This window comes from Mesorhizobium sp. M0991 (assembly GCF_040318915.1).
In the GTDB taxonomy this organism is placed as follows: Bacteria; Pseudomonadota; Alphaproteobacteria; order Rhizobiales; family Rhizobiaceae; genus Mesorhizobium.
The window spans coordinates 148,395-173,535 of the sequence record NZ_JAMYNE010000005.1; the positions used below are offsets into that span (position 1 = coordinate 148,395).

Consider the following 25,141-nt stretch of genomic DNA (forward strand, 5'->3'; position numbering starts at 1 on the left):
GAGTATCCTTCGTGAACAAGACTTCAAAAGGCCGCGCCCTGTCGGTCTGGCGCACGATCCAGACCGACCGCTTTCTGGTCGGCGCGCCGCACTACCCCGAACATGTGGACGAGAGTTACTGGGACAACGACGCCCGGCGCATGGCTGAGGCCGGCTTCAACGTCGCCCGCCTCGGCGAATTCGCCTGGCACATTTTCGAACCGCGTGAAGGCACCTTCGATTTCGATCTGTTCGACCGGGCAATCGAGGGCCTCGCGCGTCACGGCGTCAACACGATCTTGTGCACGCCGACCGCCACCCCGCCGCGCTGGCTGACGGCAAAACATCCGGAAATCCTGCGGCGTGATGGAAATGGCCGGTCGATGAGCCACGGCTCACGCCAGTATGCCGACACAAGCAGCCCGGTGTTTCGCGACTATAGCCGCAAGATCACCAAGGCGATGGCGGACCACTACCGCGACAACGCAAATGTCATTGGCTGGCAGACCGACAACGAGCTCAACACCAGCATGCCGGAATCCTATTCGCCGTCGGCATTGAAGGAATTCCAGGCTTATCTCCAGGAAACCTACCAGACGATAGATAGGCTGAATTTCGCCTGGGGTGGCGACTTCTGGGCGACGGCTTACAGCGATTTCAGCGAAATTGTCTTCCCGCTGGATTTTTCCCCGTCCTTTCCCGGTCCCGGTCACCTCCAGGACTACCACCGCTTTCTCGCCTTTTCGACAGCACGGTTCCAGCACGACCAGGTCGAGATCCTGAGAGAAGCGAACGCCAGTTGGTTCATCTTCCACAATCTCGGCGGATTGCGTGACATCGACTTTCGCGGCCAATTCTCCACCGATCTCGACTTCGTCGGCTACGACATCTATCCGTTCCTCTATGACGAGTTCTTTCGCCTAGGCAACCACGCCAAGATCCAGGCGCTGCATCTCGACATCTGCAGGGGATTTTCCGGCAACTACATAGTGCCGGAACAACAGTCGGGCTTTGGCGCCCAGCCGGGCTTCTGCACGCTGACGCCGGAGCCGGGCGAAATGCGACGCATGGCGATGTCGTCGGTTGCACGTGGCGCCGATGGTATCATGTTCTTCCGCTGGCGCCCCGCGCATTTCGGTGCGGAGATATACTGGATGGGCATCATCGACCACGATGATGTCGCTCGCCGCCGCTATGACGAAGCCAGGCAGTTCGCCACCGAGATGACGGCACTGAAAGACAAGATCCTCGGCACCTATGTGCGGATGGATGTCGGCATCGCCGGCTCGGACTTCGACAATCAGGAAGCCCACAAGACCTTCCCCATCGGCCTGCCAAGTCCGCAGGACGACGCAACCTTGCTGCATCAGTATTGCTATGACCGCGGCATCGCCTGCGGCTTCATCCATCCGGAAGACGATCTGTCGAAGCTCAAGGTGTTCTACGTGCCGCATTGGGTGATCTGGAAGGACAGCTGGACCGAGCGGCTGCAAGTCTTTGCCGAAAATGGCGGTACCGTCATCATCGGCGCGCGCACGGGAACCCGCGACGAAAACAACCACGTCATCCGCGAGACAGCGCCGGGCCGGTCGCTGTCGAAGTTGACCGGCGTTCGCGTCGAGGATTTCGGGCGGCTGGCGGCACCTGGGGCCAATGGCCTGTTCAATACCATGTCGCGCTCCGGCGGGCTCGTCATTCCTCCCGACAGACCGGCCGAATCCAGCCGCCGTATCCGTCGTTTCACCGTCGGAAACCACGAGTTCGATGCCGGTTATTTCTATGAGAGCCTCGCAGTCGAACCGGAAGTCGAAATTGTAGGGGTTTGGTCGAACCGCTACGCGGCAGGAACGCCTGCAATTACCTCCCGCGCCGTCGGCAAGGGCCGTGTGCTCTATGTCGGCACTTATCTAACCCCGGAGCTGACAGCTCAACTCGCTACGCGCACTTTCGTGGATGCGAATGTGGAGCCTCTGGTTCCGGATCTGCCGGACGGCGTCGAGGTCACGATGCGCGAGAATGACGAACGCCGGCTGTTGTTCGTGCAAAACATCAAAGACACGCCCGTTGCGGTAACCGGCATTCCCTCCGGCAGCAACCTGCTCGATAGCGAAGTGCCTGTCTCCGGAGTATTGACGCTGGACGGCTATGGCTGCGCTGTCATCGAATTGATCTGAGCATTGTCGCGGACGTTAGCCATACGAAACCTGAGTACTCTTTGATCCTGGAATTCGACCGGCATCGGCAGCACGCCGGCATCGATCCATATCGAACCGGCGCTTTGACGTGCGCAAGGAACGGCCGGCGCACTGCTGTTGCTCCCAGTCAACGACGGCAGTTACACTACCGGCGCGACCATCGGAGCCGATGGCGGCATCTCGTTTCATCCTTGTGAGCGCCATGAATTTCGACATTTCCGTCCACACCGAGGCCTTCCGCAGCCGGATCGCCGACTTCGTCGAGCGCGAAATCCTGTCGCTCGAGGCAGACAAGGCTTCCTATGACGGCCATGGCAATATCGCACTGCCGCTGCTCGAAACGCTGCGGGGCAAGGCGAAAGCAGCCGGCCTGTGGTGCCTGCAGCTGAAACCCGAGACCGGCGGGGCCGGCCTCTCGAAGGTGGATATGGCCGTCTGCTATGAAGAGATGAACCGCTCGATCTTCGGTCCAGTCGTGTTCAATTCCGCGGCCCCCGACGACGGCAACATGATGGTGCTGGAACGGCTGGGGACGCCGGAGCAGAAGCAAAGATGGCTGAAACCGATCGTCGAGGGCAAGGTGCGTTCGGCTTTCGCAATGACGGAACCGCATCCGGGCGGCGGCTCCGACCCGTCGATGATCATGACCAGAGCCGAACGGCGTGGCGACAGATATGTCGTCAAAGGCCGCAAATGGTTCATCACCGGGGCGCAAGAGGCGAGCCACTTCATTCTCATAGCGCGCACGTCGAACGATCCGCGTCACGGCCTTTCGGCCTTGCTGTTCCACAAGGACCAGCCGGGCTGGCGGATCCTGCGGCGCATCGAGATCATGGGACCGGAAGAGCATGGGGGCCATTGCGAGCTGGAATTCGACGGACTTGAAGTCCCGGTCGAGGATGTGCTTGCCGGCGAAGGCCGCGGCCTCATGGTTACCCAGGTCCGGCTCGGTCCGGCGCGGCTCACCCATTGCATGCGCTGGCTTGGCCTTGCCAAGCGCTGCATTGAAATCGCACGCGCCTATGCCGCCGAGCGTAGCGGTTTCGGGCAGCTTTTGGCCGACCGCGAGAGTATCCAGCTGATGCTCGGCGACCTTGCCATGCGCATCGAGATCGGGCGGCTGCTGGTGATGAAGGCGGCCTGGGAGCTCGATCGCGGTGGCTTTGCCCGCAAGGAGGTTTCCATGGCCAAGATCCAGGTCGCCAATGTGCTGCATGACGCCGCCGACGTGGCGATCCAGATCAACGGCGCCCGCGGCTATTCGAAAGACACTGTGCTCGAATGGATCTACCGCTATGCCCGCCAGGCTCGCCTGGTCGACGGCGCCGACGAGGTCCACAAGATGGTGCTCAATCGCTTCCTCAACGAGGAAGGTACAGGCTTCTGGCACTGGCATGTCGAAACCGGCATGCAAGACGAAACACGTCGCGGCGGGAACCGCTGAGCCGGCAATGAGGATGGATTTCGATCCAGCACGCCTGGAGGATTTTCTGAGAGCGCGTTTTGGCGATGGCCAAATGTCGCTTGAGCGGATCGTCGGCGGCCAATCCAATCCGACCTATTTCGTCGACTATGGCGGCCGCCGCATGGTGCTGCGCAAGAAACCCCCGGGACCGATCCTGCGCGGCGCTCATGCCGTCGATCGCGAGTACCGGGTGATCGCGGCGCTAGCGTCGACAAACGTGCCGGTGCCGCGGCCGCTGCTCTTTCACGACGGCGACGAGCCGCTCGGCACGCCGTTCTATCTGATGCAGCGGCTCGACGGCCGGGTGTTCCACGATGGCGCGTTGCCGGGACTGGCGCGGGACGAGCGGCGCGGCGTCTATTTCGGCATGGCCGAGGCGCTGGCGAAGCTGCACGCCGTCCGGCCGGAAGAGATCGGGCTCGGCGACTACGGCCGGCCAGGAAATTACTTCGAACGACAGATTGCGCGCTGGACCAGACAGTTGCGGGAATCGCCGAGCGACCGCATCGCCGCGCTCGAAGCCGTAGCCGAATGGCTGCCGCGACATCTTCCGCCAGACGACGGCCGCGTCTCGATCGCGCATGGCGACTTCCGTCTCGGCAATCTCATCTTCCATCCTGAGCGGCCCGAGGTGATCGGCATACTCGACTGGGAGTTATCGACGCTCGGCCATCCGCTTGCCGATCTCGGCTTTTGCTCGATGCCCTGGCATTCCTCATCAGACGAATATGGCGGCATCCTCGGCTTCGATCAGGCAGCCCTCGGGATTCCGACACAACGCGAATTCCTCGACCATTACTTCGCCCACGCCATGCCGACGGCGCCGCTGCGGCGGTTCCATCTGGTGTTTGCCATGTTCCGCTTTGCAGTGATCTTCGTCGGCATCGCCGACCGCGTGCTGGCCGGCAGCGCGGTTGCGGCCGATGCGGCGGATGTGGCACCGCTGGCCGGCCGTTTTGCTGCACGCGCCATGGAAGTCATCGACGGCGCGCGGCCCTGGTGACGCGAGGCTGGCAATCAGTTGAGCGAGCCGCACGCGATACGCGTTCAGTTCATGCGAACTTCCGGTTCGGCCAGCAGTGGAATGTCCAGGCCACGCCGCAGGCCGGTCGCCACGACCGATACCCTGAATTTTCCGGCGAGTGCCTTGTCGAAGATGGCGCCGACGATGATGTCGGCATCGTTGTCGACCTCCTCGCGGATGCGGGTAGCCGCTTCATCGACCTCGAACAGCGTCATGTCCATGCCGCCCGATATCGAGACAAGGACGCCCTTGGCGCCCATCATCGAAGCTTCGTCGAGCAGCGGGTTGGCGATTGCCGCTTCCGCCGCCTTCTTGGCGCGGCCTTCTCCGGCAGCCTCGCCTGTACCCATCATGGCGCGGCCCATGTCGCGCATCACCGACTTTACATCGGCGAAGTCGAGATTGATCAGGCCTTCCTTGACGATCAGATCGGTGATGCAGCCGACGCCCGCATAGAGAACCCGGTCGGCCATGGCGAACGCGTCGGCGAACGTGGTTCTGGCGTCGGCGATCCTGAACAGGTTCTGGTTGGGGATGACGATGACGGTATCGGCGCTTTCGCGCAGGCGCTCGATGCCCTCATCGGCAGCGTACATGCGGCGCCTGCCTTCGAAGACAAATGGCTTGGTAACGACGGCGACGGTCAGTATTCCGGCTGCCCGCGCTGCCTGCGCTATAACAGGCGCGGCACCGGTGCCGGTTCCGCCTCCCATACCGGCGGTCACGAAGCACATATGCGTTCCGGCAAGGTGATCCATGATCTCGTCGATGGATTCCACGGCCGCGGCACGGCCGACCTCGGGCAGGGACCCGGCGCCGAGACCTTCGGTGATATGAGCGCCCAACTGGATCAGCCTCGTTGCCTTCGACATGGCAAGGGCCTGGGCGTCGGTGTTGGCGACGATGAATTCCGCGCCCTGCAGGCCTTCGGCGATCATGTTGTTGACGGCGTTGCCGCCGCCGCCGCCGACCCCGACGACGGTGATCTTGGGCCTCATCTCCGAGATTACCGGCCTCGTCGCGGTGTTCATTGCCGTTCTCCCTGGATACGCCGAGTGGTCGCTGGAAGCTTGTCCCGGGCGCACTGCGAAAACTTTGAACCGGGCAGTGCGAATCAGGACAGCCCACCACGCAGGGAATCAGAGCGCGAAGCGGGCTGCAAGTGCGCGATGTGCCTCATGAGCGACTTGCGTCTGAAAGTTCTCGCAATGCGCCCTGATACAGTGCACATCGAGCGCGGGGCGCCGCACACTACAACTTCTGAGCGAGGCGCTGCGCGACATGGTCGGCAATCGCCAGGCAGGAGGTCAGGCCGGGGCTTTCGATGCCGAACAGGTTGACCAGGCTATCCACGCAGTGCACCGCCACGTCCTGGATGACGAAGTCGGCATTGGCCTCACCGGGACCGGACAGTTTTGGCCGGATGCCGCTGTAAGCGGGTTGCAGGCTGCCATCGGCCAGGTCCGGCCAGTATTTGCGGATCTCGCTGTAGAAGCGCTCGCCACGAGCTGGGTCGACGCGATAGTCGAGTTGATCGGTCCATTCGACGTCCGGCCCGAAGCGGGTGACGCCGTCGAGATCGAGCGTCAGATGAACACCGAGCCCGCCGGGTTCGGGCACTGGATAGACCAATCGCGAGAAGGGCGCCCGGCCGGCCACCGAAAAATAGTTGCCCTTGGCATAATGGAGCTTTGGCACGAATTGCTGATCGAGCCCTTCAAGCGAACCGGCAAGCGCTGCGGCGCCAAGCCCGGCGGCATTGACGAAGCGCGGAGTGGCGATCTCGAAGCGCTCGCCGCCGGTAGCGTCCACCGTCTCGAGCACGACGCGGCCCGCTTCGATGCGGCCGGAAGCGACGCGGGTGTTGAGGCTGAGTGCCGCCCCGTGCGCCTCGGCATCAGCCAGCAAGGCAAGCATCAGGGCATGGCTGTCGATGATACCGGTGGCGGGCGACAGCAACGCCGCCGTACACTTAAGGCCGGGCTCCAGCGCATGCGCCTCGGCTTCGCTCAAGGGCACCAGGTCGCCGGCGCCGCAAGCGCGTGCATTGGCCCGGATTGAGGCGAGCACCGGCTCCTGTTCGGCATTCGTGGCGACGATGAGCTTGCCGCAGCGCGCGTGTGGGATCGCCCGCTCCTCGCAATAGCGATAGAGTCTTTCCCGGCCCGCCACGCAGAGCCGGGCCTTCACCGATCCAACCGGATAGTGGAGGCCGGCATGGATGACCTCGGAATTGCGCGAACTTGTCCCGGTGCCGATAGCGCTCTCGGCTTCCAGGACCAGCGTATCGATGCCGCGCTGCGCCATCTCTCGCGCGATCGCCAGGCCAACAACGCCGGCGCCGGCGACAATGCAGTCGACATGGTCCACGGTCAGGTCAAGCCGAAGTTCTGCATGCGTCCATCCATCCGCTGGCCCTGTCGAAAGCGCTTGACACTATACCGTTCGAGAAAGATGCATCAAACGGCATAATGCGCGGGGACCTGCCGAGCCGGACCGGCGGCAGGACTGTTTCCGCGTGCAGCACAGGAGCCATCATGGACGCACGACCGAATTCTCCCGAAGCCCGCGACATAAGCTTTCACATGCATGGCTATACGAATGCGCGCAAGCATCAGGAGTCGGGGCCGCTCGTCATCGAGAAGGGCGACGGCATCTATGTCGAGGACCTTGCCGGCAACCGCTATATCGAGGCGATGGCCGGGCTTTGGAGCGTCGCGGTCGGTTTTTCGGAGAAGCGGCTGGTCGATGCGGCGGTACGGCAAATGTCGAAGCTGCCTTACTATCACGATTTCGGCTCCAAATCGCATTCGCCGCTGATCGATCTCGCCGAGAGACTGGTGCAGATGGCGCCGGTGCCGATGAGCAAGGCGTATTTCACCAATTCCGGCTCCGAGGCCAACGATACGGCCATGAAGATGATCTGGTACCGATCGAATGCGCTCGGCCAGCCGGCACGCAAGAAGATCATCAGCCGCAAGAAGGGTTATCACGGCGTCACCATCGCCTCGGCGAGCCTGACCGGACTGCCCAACAACCACATTTCGTTCGATCTGCCGATCGCCAATGTACTGCACACCTCGACGCCACACCATTGGCGCGAGGCGCTGCCGGGTGAACACGAAGAGCAGTTTTCGACACGGCTCGCCGACGAGCTGGAAAAGCTGATCCTCGCCGAAGGACCGGAAACGATCGCCGCCTTCTTCGGCGAACCGATCATGGGTGCCGGCGGCGTCATCGTTCCGCCGGCCGGCTACTGGGAGAAGATACAGGCGGTGCTGTCGAGATACGACATCCTGCTCGTCGCCGACGAGGTGATCTGCGGCTTCGGCAGAACAGGCGAGATGTTCGGCTCGCAGATCTTCGGCATCAGGCCCGACATCATGGTGCTGTCGAAACAGATCTCTTCGTCCTATTTGCCGATCTCGGCCTTGCTGATCAACGACAAGGTATTCGCGCCGATCGCCGACGAAAGCAATCGTATCGGCACGTTCGGCCACGGCTTCACCGGCGGCGGCCATCCCGTTGCAGCTGCGGTCGCGATCGAGAACCTGAAGCTGATCGAGGAGCGCGACCTTGTCGGCAATGCGCGTGCGGTCGGCGCGCATATGCAGAAGCGGCTGCGCACGCTCGCTTCGCATCCGCTTGTCGGCGAGGTGCGCGGCATCGGCCTGATCGCAGCGGTCGAGCTGGTCGGCGACAAGGCGAACAGGGCGCCGTGGGGCACGGTTGGTGCCTTGGGCGGGCTCGTCAACGGCTTCATGCAACAGAACGGCGTCATCTCGCGCAATATGGGCGATGCGCTGGCTTTCTGCCCGCCGCTGATCATCACCGAGCCGCAGGTCGACCAGGTGATCGACGCGTTTGAACGGTCGCTCGAGGCTGCCGCCAAGCAGGTCCGATCGCAGAGCTGATCGCGCTATTTAGCGACGCCGACCGCATCCGGCACGACCACCAGCTTGCCGACGAAATCCTTGGCGATGAAATCCGCCTGGGCGCGGTGGAAATCGGATAGCTTGTAGACGCCGCCGACCAGCGGCCGGATCTTCTTCTCCTCGATGTAGCGGACGATGCGGCGGAAATCGTGTCGCGTGCCCTGGCTGGAGCCATGCAATTGCAGCTGCTTCAGATACATGGTGCGCAGATCGAGCTGCACGACCGGCCCGGCAATCGCGCCGGCGGTGGTGTAGCGGCCTTCGGGCCTGAGGATGCGCAAGAGGTCATTGAAGATCGCGCCGCCGACGAGGTCGGCAACCACGTCGATCGGCTGGCCGCCAGTCGCCTCGTTTACCGCAGCCGGCAGGTCAGCCACGCCACGGGTGATAACCGCTTCGGCGCCGACGTCGAGCACCGCCTGTTCCTTGCCCTTGCCGACGACGGCATAGGGGATGGCTCCGCGCGCCCGCGCCAACTGCACGATGCCGGAGCCGACGCCGCCCGACGCGCCGGTGACCAGCACGCGCTCGCCGGCCTTCAATGCGGCGCGTTCCAACATCTGCTCGCCGGTGAGATAGGCGCAGCAGAATGTGGCAAGTTCGACGTCGGTCAGGTCGGTGTCGACGATACGGGCGTTCTCGGCAGGCACTGTCTGGTATTCGGCATAGCCGCCGTCGCGGCCATGGCCCATATAGTCGATGTCGGCCAATGAATCGTCGTCACGATTATAGATGGAGAAATCGACCATCACCCGCTCGCCGATGCGGGCCGGCGACACGCCGTCGCCGACGGCAACGATGTTGCCGACCGTGTCGGTGCCCTGGATGCGCGGGAAGGTCAGCGTGTTGCCTTGGCGGCGCCAGGTCGACACGGCCGCGGCATCCTCCTCAGTGCCATAGGCGCCCTGGCGCACCCAGACATCGGTGTTGTTCATGCCGCAAGCGGTGACCTTGACCAGCACCTCGCCCAGAGCGGGCGAAGGTACTTTGACGTCGGTGCGGTAGACGAGCTTTTCCGGTCCGCCGTGACCGATCAACTGCACGGCGGCCATGGTGGCGGGGATGGTCTTGGTCATGGCATTCATGTCGGTTCTTCAGATGTTGGCAAACACGCTCTTCACCGCATCGGCCGTCTTGGAGACGACGATGTCGGCCTCTTCCCGCGTCAGGCAGAGCGGCGGCGCGAAACCGAGAATGTCGCCCTGCGGCATGGCGCGGCCGATGACGCCGCTTGCCGCAAGCGCGGTCGCGATCTGCGGTCCGATCTTTTGCGACGCGTCGAAGAAGACGCGGTCGTCCCGGTCGGCGACGAACTCGATTGCCGCCAGCATGCCGTCGCCGCGTACCTCGCCGACGTTTTTGTGGCCACCGACGGCTTTCGTCAGCTCGGCGCGGAAATAGGCGCCGGTCTCGCCAGCGTTCCGCACCAGGTCCATCTCGTCGATCAGTTCCAGGTTGGCGACGCCGGCGGCCACGCAGATCGGATGCGCCGAATAGGTCCAGCCATGGCCGAGCGAGCCGAGCTTGTCGGAACCCTGCACCAGCACCTGCCAGACCTTGTCTGAGACGATGACGCCGGAGAGCGGCGCATAGGCCGAGGTCAAGCCCTTGGCGATGGTGATCAGGTCGGGCTTGATGCCGTAGTGGTCGGAGCCGAACATGGTACCCAATCGGCCGAAGCCGGTGACCACTTCATCGGCGATCAAAAGCACGTCGTACTTCTTCAGCACCGCCTGGATCTTCTCCCAGTAGCCGGCCGGCGGCGGCACGATGCCGCCGGTGCCGAGGATCGGCTCGCCGATGAAAGCGGCGACCGTTTCCGGCCCTTCGGCGAGGATCATCTCCTCGAGCTTGTCGGCGCAGTATTGCGAAAACTGCTCCTCGCTCAGCGAGCGGTCGGCGCGGCGGAAATAGTAGGGCGCCTCGGTGTGCAGGACCGGCGCACGCGGCAGGTCGAAGGCGTTGTGGAACAGGTCGAGGCCGGTCAGCGATCCGGTCATGATGCCGGAGCCGTGATAGCCGCGCCAGCGCGAGATGATCTTCTTCTTCTCCGGCCGGCCGAGCACGTTGTTGTAGTACCAGATCAGCTTGATGTTGGTTTCGTTGGCGTCGGAACCGGAGAGGCCGAAATAGACCCTCGACATGCCTTGCGGCGCGCGGTCGATGATCATCTTGGAAAGCGTGATCGACGCCTCGGTGCCGTGCCCGACATAGGCATGATAATAGGCGAGGTTCTTGGCCTGTGCGGCGATCGCGTCGGCGATCTTCTGGCGTCCATAGCCGACATTGACGCAATAGAGCCCGGCGAAGGCATCGATGCTCTTGCGCCCGTTGTTGTCCCAGATGGTGACGCCTTCGCCACCGGCGATCACACGCGTCGGGCTCTCGCCACGCGCGTGGGTGCCCATATGGGTCGAGGGATGGAAGAAGTGATCGCGATCCCAGGCGGCGAGTTCGTTTGACTGGTCGAGCATTTTTCTACTCCTGAGGAAAATGTGTCGGCGCGGCTCACGCTACGTCGAGGCAGAGATATTTGAGATCGGTAAAGGCTTCGAGCCCGTGACGCGAGCCCTCCCGGCCGATGCCGGACTGCTTGACGCCGCCGAACGGGACCGGCGCGCCGGTGATCTTGACGCGGTTGATGGCGACCATGCCATAGTCGAGTGCGCGGCCGATGCGCAATTGCCTACCGCCATTCTCAGTCACGACATAGGCAACCAGGCCGTATTCTGTCGCATTGGCGCGGGCGACGACTTCCTCTTCGCGGTCGAAAGGCGTCACTGCCGCAACCGGACCGAAGGTCTCCTCGCGCATGATCAAAGCGTCGTCTCCAACATCGGCGAGCAGGGTCGGCTGGTAAAACAGCGGCCCGGCCGGATGACGCTTGCCGCCGGTCAGGCAACGCGCGCCTTTGGCGAGCGCATCGGCCACCTGCTCCTCGACCTTCTTGACCGCGCGTTCGTGCATCAAGGGTCCGATTTCAGTGCCGTCAGCGAGGCCATTGCCGGCCCGCAATGCCTCGACGCGTCTGGCGAAAGCAGCGCAGAACCGATCGTATATCGGACGCTGGACATAGATGCGGTTGGCGGCGAGGCAGTCCTGGCCGGAGGTGGCGAATTTGGCGTCGACCGCAATGGCCACAGCCTTGTCGAGATCTGCGTCGGCGAAGACGATCAGCGGCGCATGACCGCCGAGTTCCATCACCAGACGCTTCATCGTCGGCGCACTCTGCGCGGCGATCAACCTGCCGATCTCGGTCGAGCCGGTGAAGCTCATGGCGCGGACGCGCGGATCTTCGCACATCCGCCCAACGATGGTCGAAGCCTTGCCGGTGAGAACGTTGAAGACGCCAGCCGGCACGCCAGCGCGCTCGCCAAGCTCGGCTAGGGCCAGTGCCGACAGCGGCGTTTCCGACGAGGGGTGCGCGACGATGGTGCAGCCGGCGGCGAGGGCGGCCGCCGCCTTGCGGGTCAGCATCGCAGCTGGAAAATTCCACGGCGTGACGACGCCGACGACACCAAGCGGTTCGCGCCGCACCATCATCTCAGCGTTTGGCAGATGACTGGTGACGCTTTCGGCGTTGAGGCGTTTGGCCTCCTCGGCATACCATTCGACAAAAGAGGCGGCATAGTCGATCTCGCCGAGCGATTCCTTCAGCGGCTTGCCTTGTTCGAGCGTCATCAGCAGAGCCAGGTCATTTTTGGCGGCGACGATCAGATCGAACCATTTGCGCAAGATTTTCGACCGTTCCTGCGGCAGCAATGCGCGCCAGGCAGGAAAGGCGCGCGATGCCGCATCGATCGCCAATGTCGTCTGCCGGGCATCGAGCGCGGCAACAAAAGCGACGGTGGATCCGGTGGCCGGATCGGTCACCTCGAAACTCTCCGCGGTCTCGCTTGCCGTCCAGTGGCCGTCGACATAGGCGAGCTCGCGCAGCAGCCGTCGGTCGGCAAGGCGATCAAGCGCTTCATGGCGGTGCGAGCGGGCAAAATGTGCGGACATCATCGGGCTCCCGGTTCGGGTGATGCCGCAAGACTATCTCTGCCGCGCAAACAGAGAGGCTGTTTGCGTGCCTGCACGTAGAGAGATTGTCTCTATTGCCCTGCCCAGCCAGACGATCTCTCCGGTATCAGGAAGATGCCGGCAACAGATCCGCCACTGGCAGCACACTCTCCTCCTTCACCGTCTTGGTGACGATATAGGTGAAATAGCGGTCGATGCCGATCTCGCGCTCGAGCAGAGTGTCGACCAGCCGCTGATAGGCGTCGATGTCGCGCGCCATGACTTTCAGCAGGTAATCGACGCCGCCGCCGACAGACCAGCAGGCGACGATCTCGCGGATGTCGCGGATGACGCGCTCGAAACGGTCGAAATCGGCCTGGCGGTGGCTGGCAAGCGTCACCTCCATCAGCACGGTGGCGACCGGCGCGATGGCGCGCATGGCGATCCTGGCATGGTAGCCCGAGACGATGCCGGCCTTTTCCAGCTTGCGCAGCCGCATCCAGCAAGGCGTCGGCGACAGGCCGACCTTCTCGGCCAGCGCCAGCTTGGTGATGCGCCCGTCGCGCTGGATGGCGTCGAGGATTTTCAGGTCGATCGGATCGAGTTTCGCTGCAGCCATGATCGTCCACTTCCAGTGCCGGACACCATGATGGCGCATTATTTCGATTGTCAATTGCACTGATTTCGATCTCTAATAAGTCATGACATTTTGGCGACCAGATCCCGCTCTTATCCGGCGGCCGGCCTATCAATCGCTCGCCGACCAGTTCGCGCGCGCCATCCATGACGGGCGCCTGGCGAATGGCGCTCGGTTGCCGACGCACCGGCAACTGGCCGACGATCTGAAACTTTCAGTGCAGACGGTCAGCCGCGCCTATGAGGAGCTGATCCGCCGCGGGCTGGTGTCCGGCGAGGTCGGCCGCGGCAGCTTCGTGCAGACACAGCGCCGCGAGCCGGAGCCGCCCTATCTGCCGGAGCGGCTGGGCGAGGTCATCGACCTCTCCATCCTGAAGCCGGTCTGCGAACCGATGCATCTGGAGCGGCTGAGGCAGGCGCTGGGCTGGCTCGCCGAAAACCTGCCGTCGAGCTCGGCGCTGTCGTTCAGGCCGAACATGGTGTTCCCGCGCCACCGCGCGGTGGGTGTCGAGTGGCTACGCCTCTGCGGCCTCGACGCGTCGCCGCAGAACATCAGCCTGACCAACGGCGCCACCGCAGGGATGACAGTGGCGCTGATGAGCGTGGCGCCGCCCGGTTCGACCGTCGCCACCGAGGCGATCGGCCATCACACACTGATCCCGCTGGCGCGTTATCTCGGTTTCAACCTCGAGGGTTTGCCGATCGACGACAATGGGCTGATCCCGGAAGCGCTGGACGAGGCCTGCCGGCTGTCGGACATCCGCGCCGTGTTCGTGCAGCCCTCGGTGATCAACCCTACGGCGACGCTGATGGACGCCGCCCGGCGCGAACAGATTGCCGCCGTTGCGCGCAGGCATGATATCGCCATTATCGAAAACGACGTCCTCGGCCCGTTGGTCGAGGACCGGCCGCCGCCGGTCGCGGCGCTTGCACCCGAGCGCACGCTCTACGTCACCTCCTTCACCAAGATCGTGGTGCCGGGCCTGCGCATCGGCTATCTCGCGGCGCCCGATCGTTATGTCGCCGCGGTTGCCAACCGCCACCTCGTCTCGAACTGGATGGCGACGCCGCTGGTGGCCGAGATCGCCACCAAATGGGTGACCGACGGCACCGCGATGGAACTCGTTCGATGGCAGCGCGTGGCTTTGCGGCGGCGTCTGGACATCGCCGCCGAGGTGCTCGCCGGAGTGGACTATCGGGCTCATCGCGACGGGCTGCATGTCTGGCTGCGGCTGCCCGATGATCGCGGCGAGGAAAGCTTTGTTTCCCAGGCCCGCCTGCAGGGCGTGGCGATCGCGCCCGGCACGTCGTTTCGCATTTCGCAGACGCCTTGGCATCCAGCTGTGCGGATTTCGCTTGGCTCGACCACGGAGGGGGAACTGCGTGCCGGTCTCGGCGTTGTCACCAAGCTTCTGCTCGGCGATCCCGAGCATCTCCTGCTTGCGATCTAGGCAACAATTGGCGGGGAATTGTGCGGAGTCCGAAATATTGTCATGATATTATTTTCTTGATTGACATGATTTGCCGCGATCCGCATCGTTAAAGGCACAGCTTCTCCAGCACGGGAAATTCATTGTCGGCGCCCATCATCAAGATCGACGGCATTTCGAAAAGCTTCGGCACCTTCAAGGTGCTGGATGGCCTCTCGATGCAGGTCATGCCCGGCGAGAAGCTGGCGCTGATCGGCCCATCGGGTTCGGGCAAGACGACGATCCTGCGCATCCTGATGACGCTAGAGCGCATCGACAGCGGCCACATCCAAGTCGACGGCGAACAGCTGTACCACATGGAGCGTAACGGCCGGCTGCTGACGGCCGATGAACGGCACTTGGCAAAAATGCGCCAGAAGATCGGCATGGTCTTCCAATTGTTCAATCTGTTTCCGCACAAATGCGTCATCGACAATGTGACGCTGGCACCGATGCTGACCAAAGGCGTGCCGCGGGCCGCCGCCGAGAAGCGGGCGATGGAGCTGCTCGACATGGTCGGCATGGTCGACAAGGCCAAAGCGATGCCGGCGCAGCTTTCCGGCGGACAGAAGCAGCGCGTCGCGATTGCCCGGGCGCTGGCGCTGTCGCCGAAGATCATGCTGTTCGACGAGGTCACCTCGGCGCTCGACCCGGAACTCGTCGACGAGGTGCTCAACGTCATGCGCAAGCTCGCCGCCGAGACCGACATGACCATGCTGCTGGTCACCCACGAGATGGGTTTCGCCCATGACTTCGCCGACCGGGTGCTGTTCTTCGATCGCGGCAGAATAGTCGAGGAGGGCAAGCCCGACGAGATTTTCCGCCATCCCAAACAGGAGCGCACGCAAGGTTTCCTGAAGAAGATCATTGCGGCCGGACATCGGGTCTGACTGCCATGCGAGGCGGCGACGCCTCAAGCAAGCCAAGAAGACAGACAAACAAGGAGTTGGGAACAATGAAGAAATTTGCCATTTTGGCCGGCGTCGCCGGTATTGCCCTGACGGCGGTGCTGGCTGCCTCGACGGCCGGCTCGGCCGATGACAGCAAGCTCGAAGAGCTCAAGGCGCAAGGCTTTGCCCGCGTCGCCATCGCCAACGAGCCGCCCTATACGGCGGTCGCTGCCGACGGCAAGGTTTCGGGTGCGGCGCCTGACGTTGCCCGTGAGATCTTCAAGCGCCTTGGCGTCAACGATATCGTCGCCTCGATCTCGGAATATGGCGCCATGATCCCCGGCTTGCAGGCCGGCCGTTTCGACGTCGTCACCGCCGGCCTGTTCATGAAGCCGGAACGTTGTGCTGCGGTCGCCTATTCGGAACCGGTGCTGTGCGACGCCGAGGCGATGCTGGTGAAGAAGGGCAACCCGAAGGGCTTCAAGAGCTACGAGGATGTCGCCAAGGACACCAGCGCGACGATCGGCGCACCGGGTGGCGGCACAGAGGAAAAGCTGGCGCTCACCGCAGGTGTGCCGCGCGAGCGCGTCATCGTCGTGCCGGACGGCCAGAGCGGCCTGAAGATGCTGCAGGACGGCCGCATCGATGCCTATTCGCTGCCCGTGCTGTCGATCAACGACCTGGTCAAGAAGGCCAATGATCCGAACCTCGAAGTCATCGCGCCGGTGGTCGGTGCGCCGGTCTATTGCGACGGCGCGGCCTTCAAGAAGGGCGACGAAGCGCTGCGCGACGCCTATGATGTCGAATTGGCGAAACTGAAGAAGTCCGGCGAGTTCGCCAAGATCATCGAGCCTTACGGCTTCTCGGCGGCGGCGGCGATGTCGACGAGCCGCGACAAGCTCTGCTCGGCGAAGTAGGCGCGTTCTTCCTTCTCCCCGTTGATGGGGAGAAGGTGGCCCAAAGGGCCGGATGAGGGGCGACGCCAGCTTCTGACAGATTGGCTCTGCCCCTCATCTGCCTGCCGGCATCTTCTCCCCGTGAACGGGGAGAAGGACGCTGAAGTGATCGCCTCGCCAAATATTCAATGCGGAGCCCTTTCGACCAATGACCCAATGGTCCGGCTATTTCGGCTTGATTTTGCAAGGAGCGCTTGTCACCATCGAATTGACGTTGATGGGGTCGGTGCTGGCCTTGGTCATGGCCTTTCTCGCCGGGCTGGGGCGGCTGTCGCGGTTTTTCGTGCTACGCGCGCTGGCCACCGCCTATATCGAGTTCTTCCGCGGCACCTCGATCTTCGTGCAGCTGTTCTGGGCCTATTTCGTGCTGCCTTTTGCCGGCATTTCTCTGACGCCGCTGCAGGCCGGCGTGCTGGCGCTGGGCCTCAATGTCGGCGCCTATGCAGCGGAAGTGGTGCGCGGCGCCATCAAGTCTATCGGCCGCGAACAATATGAGGCCTGCACCGCGCTCAATCTCGGCCGCTGGCAAGCCATGCGCCACATCATCCTGCCGCAGGCGCTTCTGGTGATGCTGCCGACCTTCGGCAACAACGCCATCGAGCTGCTCAAGGCCACCGCCGTCGTTTCGCTGATTTCGCTCGCCGACCTGACCTTCCAGGCGCAGGTGGTGCGTTCGCAGACCGGCAACACGCTGGTGCCGTTCAGCACCATCCTCGTCATCTATTTCGCACTGGCGCTGCTCATCTCATGGGGCGTGCGGTCGCTGGAACGCCGCATGGCGCGTGGCCTGGACGGGGTGCGCGTATGATGGATCGGGCCTGATAATGGAATGGGATTGGGATTTTGTCCGGCAGATCCTGCCGACGCTGATCGAGGGGGTGAAGATCACCATCCTGGCGACGCTGCTCGGCTCGGTGCTGGCGGCCATCGTTGGGCTAGGCATCGCGTTGGCGCGCCGGTCACCGAACAGGGCGTTGTCGCGCACGGTCGGCTTTCTTGCAGAGTTCATCCGTGGCACGCCACTGTTGGTGCAGCTCTATTTCATCTTCTACGTGCTGCCGGATTTCGGCGTCCTGTTGCCGCCGCTGGTGGCGGGCGTCATCGGTCTCGGGCTGCACTACGGCACCTACACAGCCGAGGTCTACCGCGCCGGCATCGACAATGTGCCGCGCGGCCAATGGGAAGCGGCCAAGGCCTGCAACCTGAACGCCACGCAGACCTGGACGCACATCATCATTCCGCAGGCAATTCCGCCGATGATCCCGGCGCTTGCCAATTATTTCATCGCCATGTTCAAAGAGACGCCGTTGCTGTCGGCGATCACCGTGCTGGAACTGATGAACCAGGCCAAGAGCGTCGCCAATACCTATTACCGGTATATCGAACCGATCACCTTGGTCGGCGCCTTCTTCCTCGCCATCAGCCTGTTCTCGGTGGTGCTGCTGCGCTGGCTGGAACACCGTTATGGGCGGATCGAACGATGAGCGCTGCACCCGATATCCGCCTGCACTCGGCCCGGCCGCCGCTCGATGCGCGTCCGCTGGAAAAGCGGGTCGGCCTGATCATCCTTGCCACCGACCATACGAGCGAACCGGATTTTCACCGCATGGTGGCAAGCGATCGTATCGGCATCTATGTCGCGCGTATTCCCTACGCTAACCCGACGACGCCGGAGAATTTGCGCAAGATGCAGCCGTCACTGACGGCGGGTGCGGCCCTGATCCTCCCCGACGAGCCGCTCGATGCGATCTGCTATTCCTGCACCTCGGCTTCCGTCGTGATCGGCGATGCCGAAATCGAGGCCGCGGTGCAGGCCGCCAAGCCCGGCGTGCCGGTGGTCACGCCGCCGATGGCCGGGGTGCGCGGCCTGAAGGCGCTAGGCGCCAGGGCGATCAGCATCCTCACTCCCTATACGGTCGAGACCAGCCGGCCGATGGCGGCCTATTTCACCGAGCATGGCTTCGAGATCGCCAGCTTCACTTGCCTCGGCTTCGAGGACGACCGCGAGATGGCACGGATTGCGCCGAAATCCTTGGTCGATCTGGCCCGCGAGATGACAGCCCCGCAAGCCGACGCGCTGTTCGTCTCCTGCACGGCGCTGCGGTCCGCGGCGGCAGTTGTCGGTATGGAAGAAGCCATCGGCCGTCCCGTGGTCACCAGCAACCAGGGGACGGCCTGGAATTGCCTGCGGCTTTGCGACGACGACGAGCCGCGCCCTGAATTCGGCCGTCTCATGACGCTGCCGCTGAACTGATTAATGAGCCATGACCACGTCCAGGATAAGCCTCGCCGATATCCGCGCCGCGCGCCAGCGCATCGCAGGCAAGGTCGAGCGTACGCCGACCGTCACGTCCCGGAGTCTTTCCCAGCACTTGGGCGCTGCTGTTTATCTCAAGCTCGAACATCGGCAGACCACCGGCGCCTTCAAGCTGCGTGGTGCCTCGAACGCCATCGCCTCGCTGACAGAAGAGGAGAGGGCGCGTGGCGTCGTCGCTGCCTCGACCGGCAACCACGGCCGGGCGCTTGCCTATGCCGCACAACTACAGGGTATTCGCGCAACGATCTGCATGTCGCGGCTGGTGCCTGAGAACAAGCTCGAAGAGATCCGCCGGCTTGGCGCCGAGATCCGCATCGTCGGCAACAGCCAGGACGATGCGCAGCAGGAGGTCGAGCGGCTGGTCGCCGAAGACGGGCTGATCATGCTGCCGCCTTTCGACCATCCCGCCATTGTCGCCGGGCAAGGCACGCTCGGGCTGGAGATCATCGAACAGGTTCCTGATGCCGCCCTTGTGCTGGTGCCGCTTTCCGGCGGTGGGCTGGCGGCTGGCGTCGCTGCTGCCGTGAAGGGCGTCAGCCCGGCGACGAAGGTGGTGGGCGTTTCGATGGCGCGCGGTGCCGCGATGAAGGCAAGCCTTGATGCCGGGCACCCGGTGCTGGTCGAGGAACTGCCGACGCTGGCCGACTCGCTTGGCGGCGGCATAGGCCTCGACAACCGGCTGACCTTTTCCATGTGCCGCGACCTGCTCGACGATGTGATCCTGCTCAGCGAGGACGAGATCGCCACCGGCATCCGCCATGCCTATGAGCAGGAGCGCGAGATCGTCGAAGGCGCCGGCGCGGTCGGCATCGCGGCCGTGCTTGCCGGCAAGGTCAAAGCGAATGGCCCGACGGTGCTCGTTCTGTCCGGTCGCAACATCGAAATGACACTGCACCGCAAGATCATCTGCGGCGAAGCAATTGCGGAGAGCGCAGCATGAGCCGGATGACGATCCTCACCGAAAGTGAATTGCGCAAGATCGTGAAGCTCGATCTCGATGCCGTCGCCTGCGTCGAGAACGCGTTTCGCGCGCTCGCTACCTTGCCGGTGGCAATGCCGCCAATCCTGCGGCTCGATATCCCGGAGCATCGCGGCGAGGTCGACGTCAAGACCGCCTATGTGCCGGGCATCGACGGTTTTGCGATCAAAATCAGCCCAGGTTTCTTCGACAATCCCAAGCTCGGCCTGCCCAGCGTCAACGGCATGATGGTGCTGCTGTCGTCCAAAACCGGGCTGGTCGAGGCGCTGCTGCTCGACAATGGCTATCTCACCGACATCCGCACGGCCGCCGCCGGCGCGGTCGCCGCCAAACATCTGTCGCGTCCGGGCTCCTCCGTTGCCGCGATCTTCGGCGCCGGTGTTCAGGCCGGACTGCAGCTCGAGGCGCTGATGCTGGTGCGGCCAATCACAGAAGCCCGCATCTGGGCAAGGGATGCCGCCAAGGCCGAAGCCGCGGCGGACGCATTGTCCGAAAGACTGGGCATCGCCGTTCACGCCGAGCCAGACGCGGCAAAAGCAGCCGCCGATGCCGACATTATCGTCACCACGACACCCGCGACCGAACCGCTGATCAAGGCCGGCTTCGTCTCCGCCGGCCAGCACATCACCGCGATGGGCTCGGATGCCGAGCACAAGAACGAGATCGCGCCGGCGATCCTGCGCATGGCCGATCTCTACGTCGCCGATAGCGCCAAGCAGACGCGGCGGCTGGGCGAACTGCACCATGCCATCGCGGCGGGCGTGATGGCGGCCGATGCCGAGATCACCGAGCTTGGCCACATCATCGCCGGCGAAAGGCATGGCCGGCGTTCGGCCAGCGACATCACCATTGCCGATCTGACCGGCACCGGCGTGCAGGACACGGCGATCGCCACGCTCGCCCGCGACCGCGCGCGTGCAGCCAAGACCGGTACGATTTTCGAAAGCTGATACCGGCCGCAAGGCCCAACATACGAGGACCAAGAACAATGCAGCCCAATTTGAAATTCTCGCGCGGCGAATTTGCGGAGCGCCTCGCCAAGACGCGGAAGGCGATGGAGGCCAAGGGCGTCGATCTGCTCGTCGTCAGCGATCCGTCCAACATGGCCTGGCTGACCGGCTATGACGGCTGGTCGTTCTATGTGCATCAGGCTGTCATCGTGCCGCCGTCGGGCGAGCCGGTGTGGTACGGCCGCGGCCAGGACGCCAACGGCGCCAAGCGCACCGCCTATCTCGCGCACGACAACATCGTCGGCTATGCCGACCATTATGTGCAGTCGACCGAGCGCCATCCGATGGATTTTCTGTCCAGCGTGCTCTCCGATCGCGGCTGGGGGAAGCTCAGCATCGGCGTCGAGATGGACAATTACTGGTTCTCGGCCGCTGCCTTCGCGTCGCTGCAGAAACACCTGCCCAATGCCCGCTTCGTCGATGCCACCGCACTGGTCAACTGGCAGCGCGCGGTGAAGAGCCCGACCGAAATCGATTACATGCGCAAAGCCGCCCGCATCGTCGAGGCAATGCACCAGCGCGTCGTCGACAAGATCGAAGTCGGCATGCGCAAATGCGACCTGGTCGCCGAGATCTATGATGCCGGCACGCGCGGCGTCGACGGCATCGGCGGCGACTATCCGGCGATCGTGCCGCTGCTGCCGTCGGGCGCCGACGCATCGGCGCCGCATCTGACCTGGGACGACCGGCCGATGAAGTCGGGCGAGGGCACCTTCTTCGAGATCGCCGGCTGCTACAACCGCTATCACTGCCCGCTGTCGCGCACCGTTTTCCTCGGCAAGCCGACGCAGGAATTCCTCGATGCCGAAAAGGCGACGCTGGAAGGCATGGAGGCGGGACTTGCCACCGCCAAGCCCGGCAACACATGCGAGGACATCGCCAACGCCTTCTTCGCCGTCCTGAAGAGATATGGCATCGTCAAGGACAACCGCACCGGCTATCCGATCGGGCTTTCCTATCCGCCGGACTGGGGCGAACGCACGATGAGCCTGCGCCCCGGCGACCGCACCGAGCTGAAGCCCGGCATGACCTTCCATTTCATGACCGGCCTGTGGCTGGAGACGATGGGGCTCGAAATCACGGAGTCCATCCTGATCACCGAGACGGGCGTCGAGTGCCTGGCCAATGTGCCGCGCAAGCTGGTGGTGAAGAGTTGAGCCCGATGTCCAGCCTTCGCCCATCACCGATCACGCCGACCGTCGATTTCGAGCGCGACGGCGTGCAGCACGGTTTCCTGCGGCTGCCTTACAGCCGTGATGATTCGGCCTGGGGATCGGTGATGATCCCGATTTGCGTGATCCGCAACGGCAAGGGATCGACCGCGTTGCTCACAGGCGGCAATCATGGCGACGAATATGAGGGGCCACTGGCGCTGTACGATCTCGCCCGCACGCTCGATCCAAAGCAGGTCAGCGGCACGGTCATCATCGTGCCGGCGATGAACTATCCGGCGTTCCGCGCCGGCACCCGCACCTCGCCCATCGACAAGGGCAATCTCAACCGCAGCTTTCCCGGCCGGCCCGACGGCACGGTGACCGAGAAGATCGCCGACTATTTCCAGCGCGAACTTCTGCCCCGTACAGACATCGCGCTCGATTTCCACTCCGGCGGCAAGACGCTCGACTTCGTGCCGTTCTGCGCCGCCCACATCCGGCCCGACAAAGTATTGGAGGAGAAAGGATTCGCTGCGGTCGAAGCGTTCTCCGCACCATGGTCGATGAAGATGCTGGAGATCGACGCGGTCGGCATGTTCGACACCGCCGCTGAGGAGATGGGCAAGCTGTTCATCACCACCGAGCTCGGCGGCGGTGGGACTTCGCGCGCGGAAACGGTGCGGATCGCGCGTCGCGGCGTGCTCAACGTGCTGCGCCATGCCGGCATCGTCGCCGGCGCGGTCGCGATGCAGCCGACCCGCTGGCTCGACATGCCATCGGGCGATTGCTTCTCGTTCGCCGAGGACGACGGGATGATCGAAACCATGATCGATCTCGGCGAGCCGGTGGCAGAAAACCAGGTGCTGGCACGCGTCCATTCCGTCGGCCGCACCGGCGGCGCTCCGCAGGAGATACGGGCCAAAATGTCCGGTCTGTTGGCGGCGCGGCATTTTCCGGGGCTGGTCAAGGCCGGCGACTGTGCCGCCGTGGTCGCCGTGTTGGTCGATTGAGGGTCAGGAAACCGATGTCGGGAACGGCTCGGCCTTGCCTTTGGGGCGATCGCCGATGGCAAAGACGGCGCTCGCCTCGCTGACGATCGAGACATGATCCTTGGCGGCTGTTCCGGCCGCCGCACTGTCGCCGCGCATGATTGCGGTGACGATGGCGTCATGCTCCTGCCAGGACTGGGCCAGCCGCCCGGGCAGCATGAATTGCGCGCGCCGGAACGGCGCGAGGCGGCCGCGGGTCATGACGGTCAACTCATAAATGTGCTTGCTGTGGGCGCCGCGATAGAGCCGGGTGTGGAACTCGGTGTTGAAAAGCTCATACTCTTCTTCGGCCCCGAGCTGCACCAAGCGCGCCGATGCCTGATGCTCGGCCTCCAGCGTGCGGCGCTCGCCGGCCGTCATGCGCTCGGCCGAGAAGCGCGCGCAGATCGCTTCAAGCTCGGCCATGCTCTCGAACATCGAGGCGAGGTGCTCCTGCGTCACCACGGCGACGGTGGCGCCGCGGTTGGGCCGTCTTTCGACCAGTCCCATGGCGCTGAGCCGGCTGAGCGCTTCCCTGATCGGCGTGCGTGAGACGTCGAAGCGGGCGGCGAGCGAGGCCTCGTCGAGCTTTTCGCCTGGGCGCAGGAAGCCGGTGACGATCCGATCGCTGATCGCCCTCACCATCTGATCGACGGTCGTGCCCGACCTGATCAAATTGCGCTTTCCCGACACGTCTCCTCCGTCCAGTCTTTTCGCTAGAGCCGTAAGCCACGCACCGGCCTCGATTCCTCCGCAGCTCTGTATGCCTATGTTTTAGCCTTAATGTCAAATTGACGATTTTGGAGGCAAAAAGTGTATGCAATTGCTCCGGCTTTGTGCAGGTCACATCGGCACATTCATTGATATTGCGGAATAAATTCCATTTCTAGAACTGGCACGCTGATTGCATACACTTCTTTCATTGAGGTGTTAACCGGCCCCAAAGGCCCCACAGAGGGAGCATTCAATGTCCGAGAGATTCATGCTTAGCCGCCGCGACCTGCTCAAGACCTCCGCCGCCGGAGCGGCGCTCGGCCTTGCGTCCGCATCGTTTCCGATCAGCAGGGCCTTCGCCGCGACGGCCACCGTCGGCTTCATCTATGTCGGGCCAAAGGACGATTACGGCTACAACCAGGCGCACGCCGAAGGCGCCGCCACGCTGAAGGGCATGGAAGGCATCTCCGTCGTCGAGGAGGAGAACGTGCCGGAGACGGTCGACGTCCAAAAGACGATGGAATCGATGATCAATCTCGACGGTGCGTCGCTGATCTTCCCGACCTCGTTCGGCTATTTCGATCCGCACATGCTGGCCATGTGCGCGAAATTCCCCGACGTGCAGTTCCGCCATTGCGGCGGCATGTGGAACAAGGACAAGCATCCGATGAATGCCGGTTCCTATTTCGGCTATATCGGCATGGGCCAGTATCTGAACGGCGTCGTCGCCGGCCACACCAGCAAGACCAAGAAGCTTGGCTTCGTCGCGGCAAAGCCGATCCCGCAGGTGTTGCTCAACATCAATTCCTTCCTGCTCGGCGCGCGCTCGGTAGACCCGACCATCACCTGCCAGGTGATCTTCACCGGCGAGTGGTCGCTGGGGGTCAAGGAGGCGGAGGCCACCAATGCGCTGGTCGACCAGGGTGCCGACGTCATCACCTGCCATGTCGACAGCCCCAAGGTGGTGGTCGAGACGGCGGCCGGGCGTGGCGCCTTCGTCTGCGGCTATCATGCCAACCAGAGCCCGCTGGCGCCGGAAAAATACCTGACCGGCGCGGAATGGAACTGGGCCAAGGTCTACAAGATGTTCGTCGACGATCTGGTGGCCGGCACGCCGCTGCCCAATTTCACGCGCGGCGGCCTGGCCGACGGCTTCGTCAAGATGAGCCCGCTCGGCCCCGCCGTCGGCGAGGCCGCCCGCAAGCAGTTCGACGGCACGCTGGCCGAAATGATGAAAGGCGGATTTTCGGTCATCAAGGGTCCGCTGAAGAGCAACAAGGGCGTCGTCGTCGCGACCGAGGGCCAGGCCTTCGTCGAGACCGCGCTCGAACTCGAAAGCATGGACTACCTGGTCGAGGGCGTCGTCGGTTCGACCGCCTGAACCGGAT

Annotated in this window: 22 protein-coding genes; 15 read left to right on the forward strand and 7 right to left on the reverse strand. The window is 63.5% G+C overall.

Annotated features, from left to right (window positions below; translation table 11 throughout):
- The first annotated feature begins 11 nt into the window (after positions 1 to 11).
- The 3 genes from NKH70_RS10035 (at position 12) to NKH70_RS10045 (ending at position 4,642) form a co-directional block, all read left to right on the forward strand.
- Positions 12 to 2,153, forward strand: a complete 2,142-nt coding sequence (locus NKH70_RS10035) for a beta-galactosidase (RefSeq protein ID WP_352977306.1) — start codon at positions 12 to 14, stop codon at positions 2,151 to 2,153.
- Positions 2,154 to 2,376: 223 nt separating this feature from the next.
- On the forward strand, positions 2,377 to 3,618 hold the full coding sequence (locus NKH70_RS10040; protein WP_352977360.1) for an acyl-CoA dehydrogenase family protein: 1,242 nt from the start codon (positions 2,377 to 2,379) through the stop codon (positions 3,616 to 3,618).
- A gap of 7 nt (positions 3,619 to 3,625) precedes the next feature.
- Positions 3,626 to 4,642, forward strand: a complete 1,017-nt coding sequence (locus NKH70_RS10045; RefSeq protein ID WP_352977307.1) for a phosphotransferase family protein — start codon at positions 3,626 to 3,628, stop codon at positions 4,640 to 4,642.
- Between the two features lie 44 nt (positions 4,643 to 4,686).
- Here the strand turns inward: NKH70_RS10045 and ftsZ are convergent, their stop codons facing one another.
- Both ftsZ and NKH70_RS10055 read right to left on the reverse strand, forming a co-directional pair.
- Entirely contained in the window at positions 4,687 to 5,694 is a 1,008-nt protein-coding gene (ftsZ, locus tag NKH70_RS10050; RefSeq protein WP_352977308.1) for a cell division protein FtsZ, read from the reverse strand.
- A gap of 220 nt (positions 5,695 to 5,914) precedes the next feature.
- Positions 5,915 to 7,033 carry an NAD(P)/FAD-dependent oxidoreductase gene (locus NKH70_RS10055; RefSeq protein ID WP_352977309.1) on the reverse strand — a complete coding sequence of 373 codons (1,119 nt, stop codon included), beginning with the start codon at positions 7,031 to 7,033 and terminating at the stop codon, positions 5,915 to 5,917.
- 167 nt (positions 7,034 to 7,200) lie between these two features.
- Here NKH70_RS10055 and NKH70_RS10060 point away from each other — a divergent pair, with 167 nt between their 5' ends.
- Positions 7,201 to 8,577, forward strand: a complete 1,377-nt coding sequence (locus NKH70_RS10060; RefSeq protein WP_352913816.1) for an aspartate aminotransferase family protein — start codon at positions 7,201 to 7,203, stop codon at positions 8,575 to 8,577.
- Between the two features lie 5 nt (positions 8,578 to 8,582).
- Here NKH70_RS10060 and NKH70_RS10065 read toward each other — a convergent pair whose 3' ends face one another.
- The 4 genes from NKH70_RS10065 to NKH70_RS10080 all read right to left on the reverse strand — a co-directional run bounded on the left by NKH70_RS10065 (position 8,583) and on the right by NKH70_RS10080 (position 13,219).
- Positions 8,583 to 9,683, reverse strand: a complete 1,101-nt coding sequence (locus tag NKH70_RS10065; RefSeq protein WP_352913818.1) for an alcohol dehydrogenase family protein — start codon at positions 9,681 to 9,683, stop codon at positions 8,583 to 8,585.
- A 9-nt stretch (positions 9,684 to 9,692) separates the two neighbouring features.
- The gene (locus tag NKH70_RS10070; RefSeq protein ID WP_353025187.1) at positions 9,693 to 11,072 is read right to left on the reverse strand and encodes an aspartate aminotransferase family protein; all 1,380 of its coding nucleotides are present in this window, start codon (positions 11,070 to 11,072) and stop codon (positions 9,693 to 9,695) included.
- 34 nt (positions 11,073 to 11,106) lie between these two features.
- Positions 11,107 to 12,600, reverse strand: a complete 1,494-nt coding sequence (locus NKH70_RS10075) for an NAD-dependent succinate-semialdehyde dehydrogenase (protein ID WP_352977361.1) — start codon at positions 12,598 to 12,600, stop codon at positions 11,107 to 11,109.
- Positions 12,601 to 12,727: 127 nt separating this feature from the next.
- Positions 12,728 to 13,219, reverse strand: a complete 492-nt coding sequence (locus NKH70_RS10080; protein WP_352467670.1) for an Lrp/AsnC family transcriptional regulator — start codon at positions 13,217 to 13,219, stop codon at positions 12,728 to 12,730.
- Between the two features lie 82 nt (positions 13,220 to 13,301).
- On the opposite strand from NKH70_RS10080, the gene ehuR reads away from it, so the two are divergent.
- From ehuR to doeB, 10 genes are all read left to right on the forward strand, one after another.
- A complete protein-coding gene (ehuR, locus tag NKH70_RS10085) occupies positions 13,302 to 14,687 on the forward strand; it encodes a MocR-like ectoine utilization transcription factor EhuR (RefSeq protein WP_352977311.1) in 1,386 nt (461 codons plus the stop codon).
- 122 nt (positions 14,688 to 14,809) lie between these two features.
- Positions 14,810 to 15,595, forward strand: a complete 786-nt coding sequence (gene ehuA / locus NKH70_RS10090) for an ectoine/hydroxyectoine ABC transporter ATP-binding protein EhuA (RefSeq protein WP_023677199.1) — start codon at positions 14,810 to 14,812, stop codon at positions 15,593 to 15,595.
- A 65-nt stretch (positions 15,596 to 15,660) separates the two neighbouring features.
- Complete coding sequence (ehuB, locus tag NKH70_RS10095) at positions 15,661 to 16,512, forward strand: ectoine/hydroxyectoine ABC transporter substrate-binding protein EhuB (protein WP_352587308.1); 852 nt, start codon at positions 15,661 to 15,663, stop codon at positions 16,510 to 16,512.
- Positions 16,513 to 16,699: 187 nt separating this feature from the next.
- Positions 16,700 to 17,359, forward strand: coding sequence for an ectoine/hydroxyectoine ABC transporter permease subunit EhuC (ehuC, locus tag NKH70_RS10100; protein ID WP_292659914.1), 660 nt, complete (start codon positions 16,700 to 16,702; stop codon positions 17,357 to 17,359).
- Positions 17,360 to 17,375: 16 nt separating this feature from the next.
- Complete coding sequence (gene ehuD / locus NKH70_RS10105) at positions 17,376 to 18,035, forward strand: ectoine/hydroxyectoine ABC transporter permease subunit EhuD (protein ID WP_352467665.1); 660 nt, start codon at positions 17,376 to 17,378, stop codon at positions 18,033 to 18,035.
- Positions 18,032 to 18,805, forward strand: coding sequence for an ectoine utilization protein EutA (gene eutA, locus NKH70_RS10110; protein WP_352977312.1), 774 nt, complete (start codon positions 18,032 to 18,034; stop codon positions 18,803 to 18,805). Before ehuD ends, eutA begins: the two co-directional genes overlap by 4 nt.
- Positions 18,806 to 18,815: 10 nt before the next feature.
- Positions 18,816 to 19,808: a hydroxyectoine utilization dehydratase EutB gene (gene eutB / locus NKH70_RS10115; RefSeq protein WP_352977313.1), complete on the forward strand. Its 993-nt coding sequence runs from the start codon at positions 18,816 to 18,818 to the stop codon at positions 19,806 to 19,808.
- Positions 19,805 to 20,797, forward strand: a complete 993-nt coding sequence (locus tag NKH70_RS10120) for a cyclodeaminase (protein ID WP_352913835.1) — start codon at positions 19,805 to 19,807, stop codon at positions 20,795 to 20,797. The genes eutB and NKH70_RS10120 overlap by 4 nt, the downstream gene beginning before the upstream one ends.
- Positions 20,798 to 20,835: 38 nt before the next feature.
- Positions 20,836 to 22,014 (forward strand): ectoine hydrolase DoeA, encoded by a 1,179-nt coding sequence (gene doeA / locus NKH70_RS10125; protein ID WP_352977314.1) that lies wholly within the window; start codon positions 20,836 to 20,838, stop codon positions 22,012 to 22,014.
- A 5-nt stretch (positions 22,015 to 22,019) separates the two neighbouring features.
- The gene (doeB, locus tag NKH70_RS10130) at positions 22,020 to 23,021 is read left to right on the forward strand and encodes a N(2)-acetyl-L-2,4-diaminobutanoate deacetylase DoeB (protein WP_352977315.1); all 1,002 of its coding nucleotides are present in this window, start codon (positions 22,020 to 22,022) and stop codon (positions 23,019 to 23,021) included.
- Between the two features lie 3 nt (positions 23,022 to 23,024).
- Here doeB and NKH70_RS10135 read toward each other — a convergent pair whose 3' ends face one another.
- Positions 23,025 to 23,684, reverse strand: coding sequence for a GntR family transcriptional regulator (locus tag NKH70_RS10135; protein WP_352977362.1), 660 nt, complete (start codon positions 23,682 to 23,684; stop codon positions 23,025 to 23,027).
- A 322-nt stretch (positions 23,685 to 24,006) separates the two neighbouring features.
- On the opposite strand from NKH70_RS10135, the gene NKH70_RS10140 reads away from it, so the two are divergent.
- Positions 24,007 to 25,134 (forward strand): BMP family ABC transporter substrate-binding protein, encoded by a 1,128-nt coding sequence (locus NKH70_RS10140; protein WP_353025190.1) that lies wholly within the window; start codon positions 24,007 to 24,009, stop codon positions 25,132 to 25,134.
- Positions 25,135 to 25,141 lie beyond the last annotated feature (7 nt).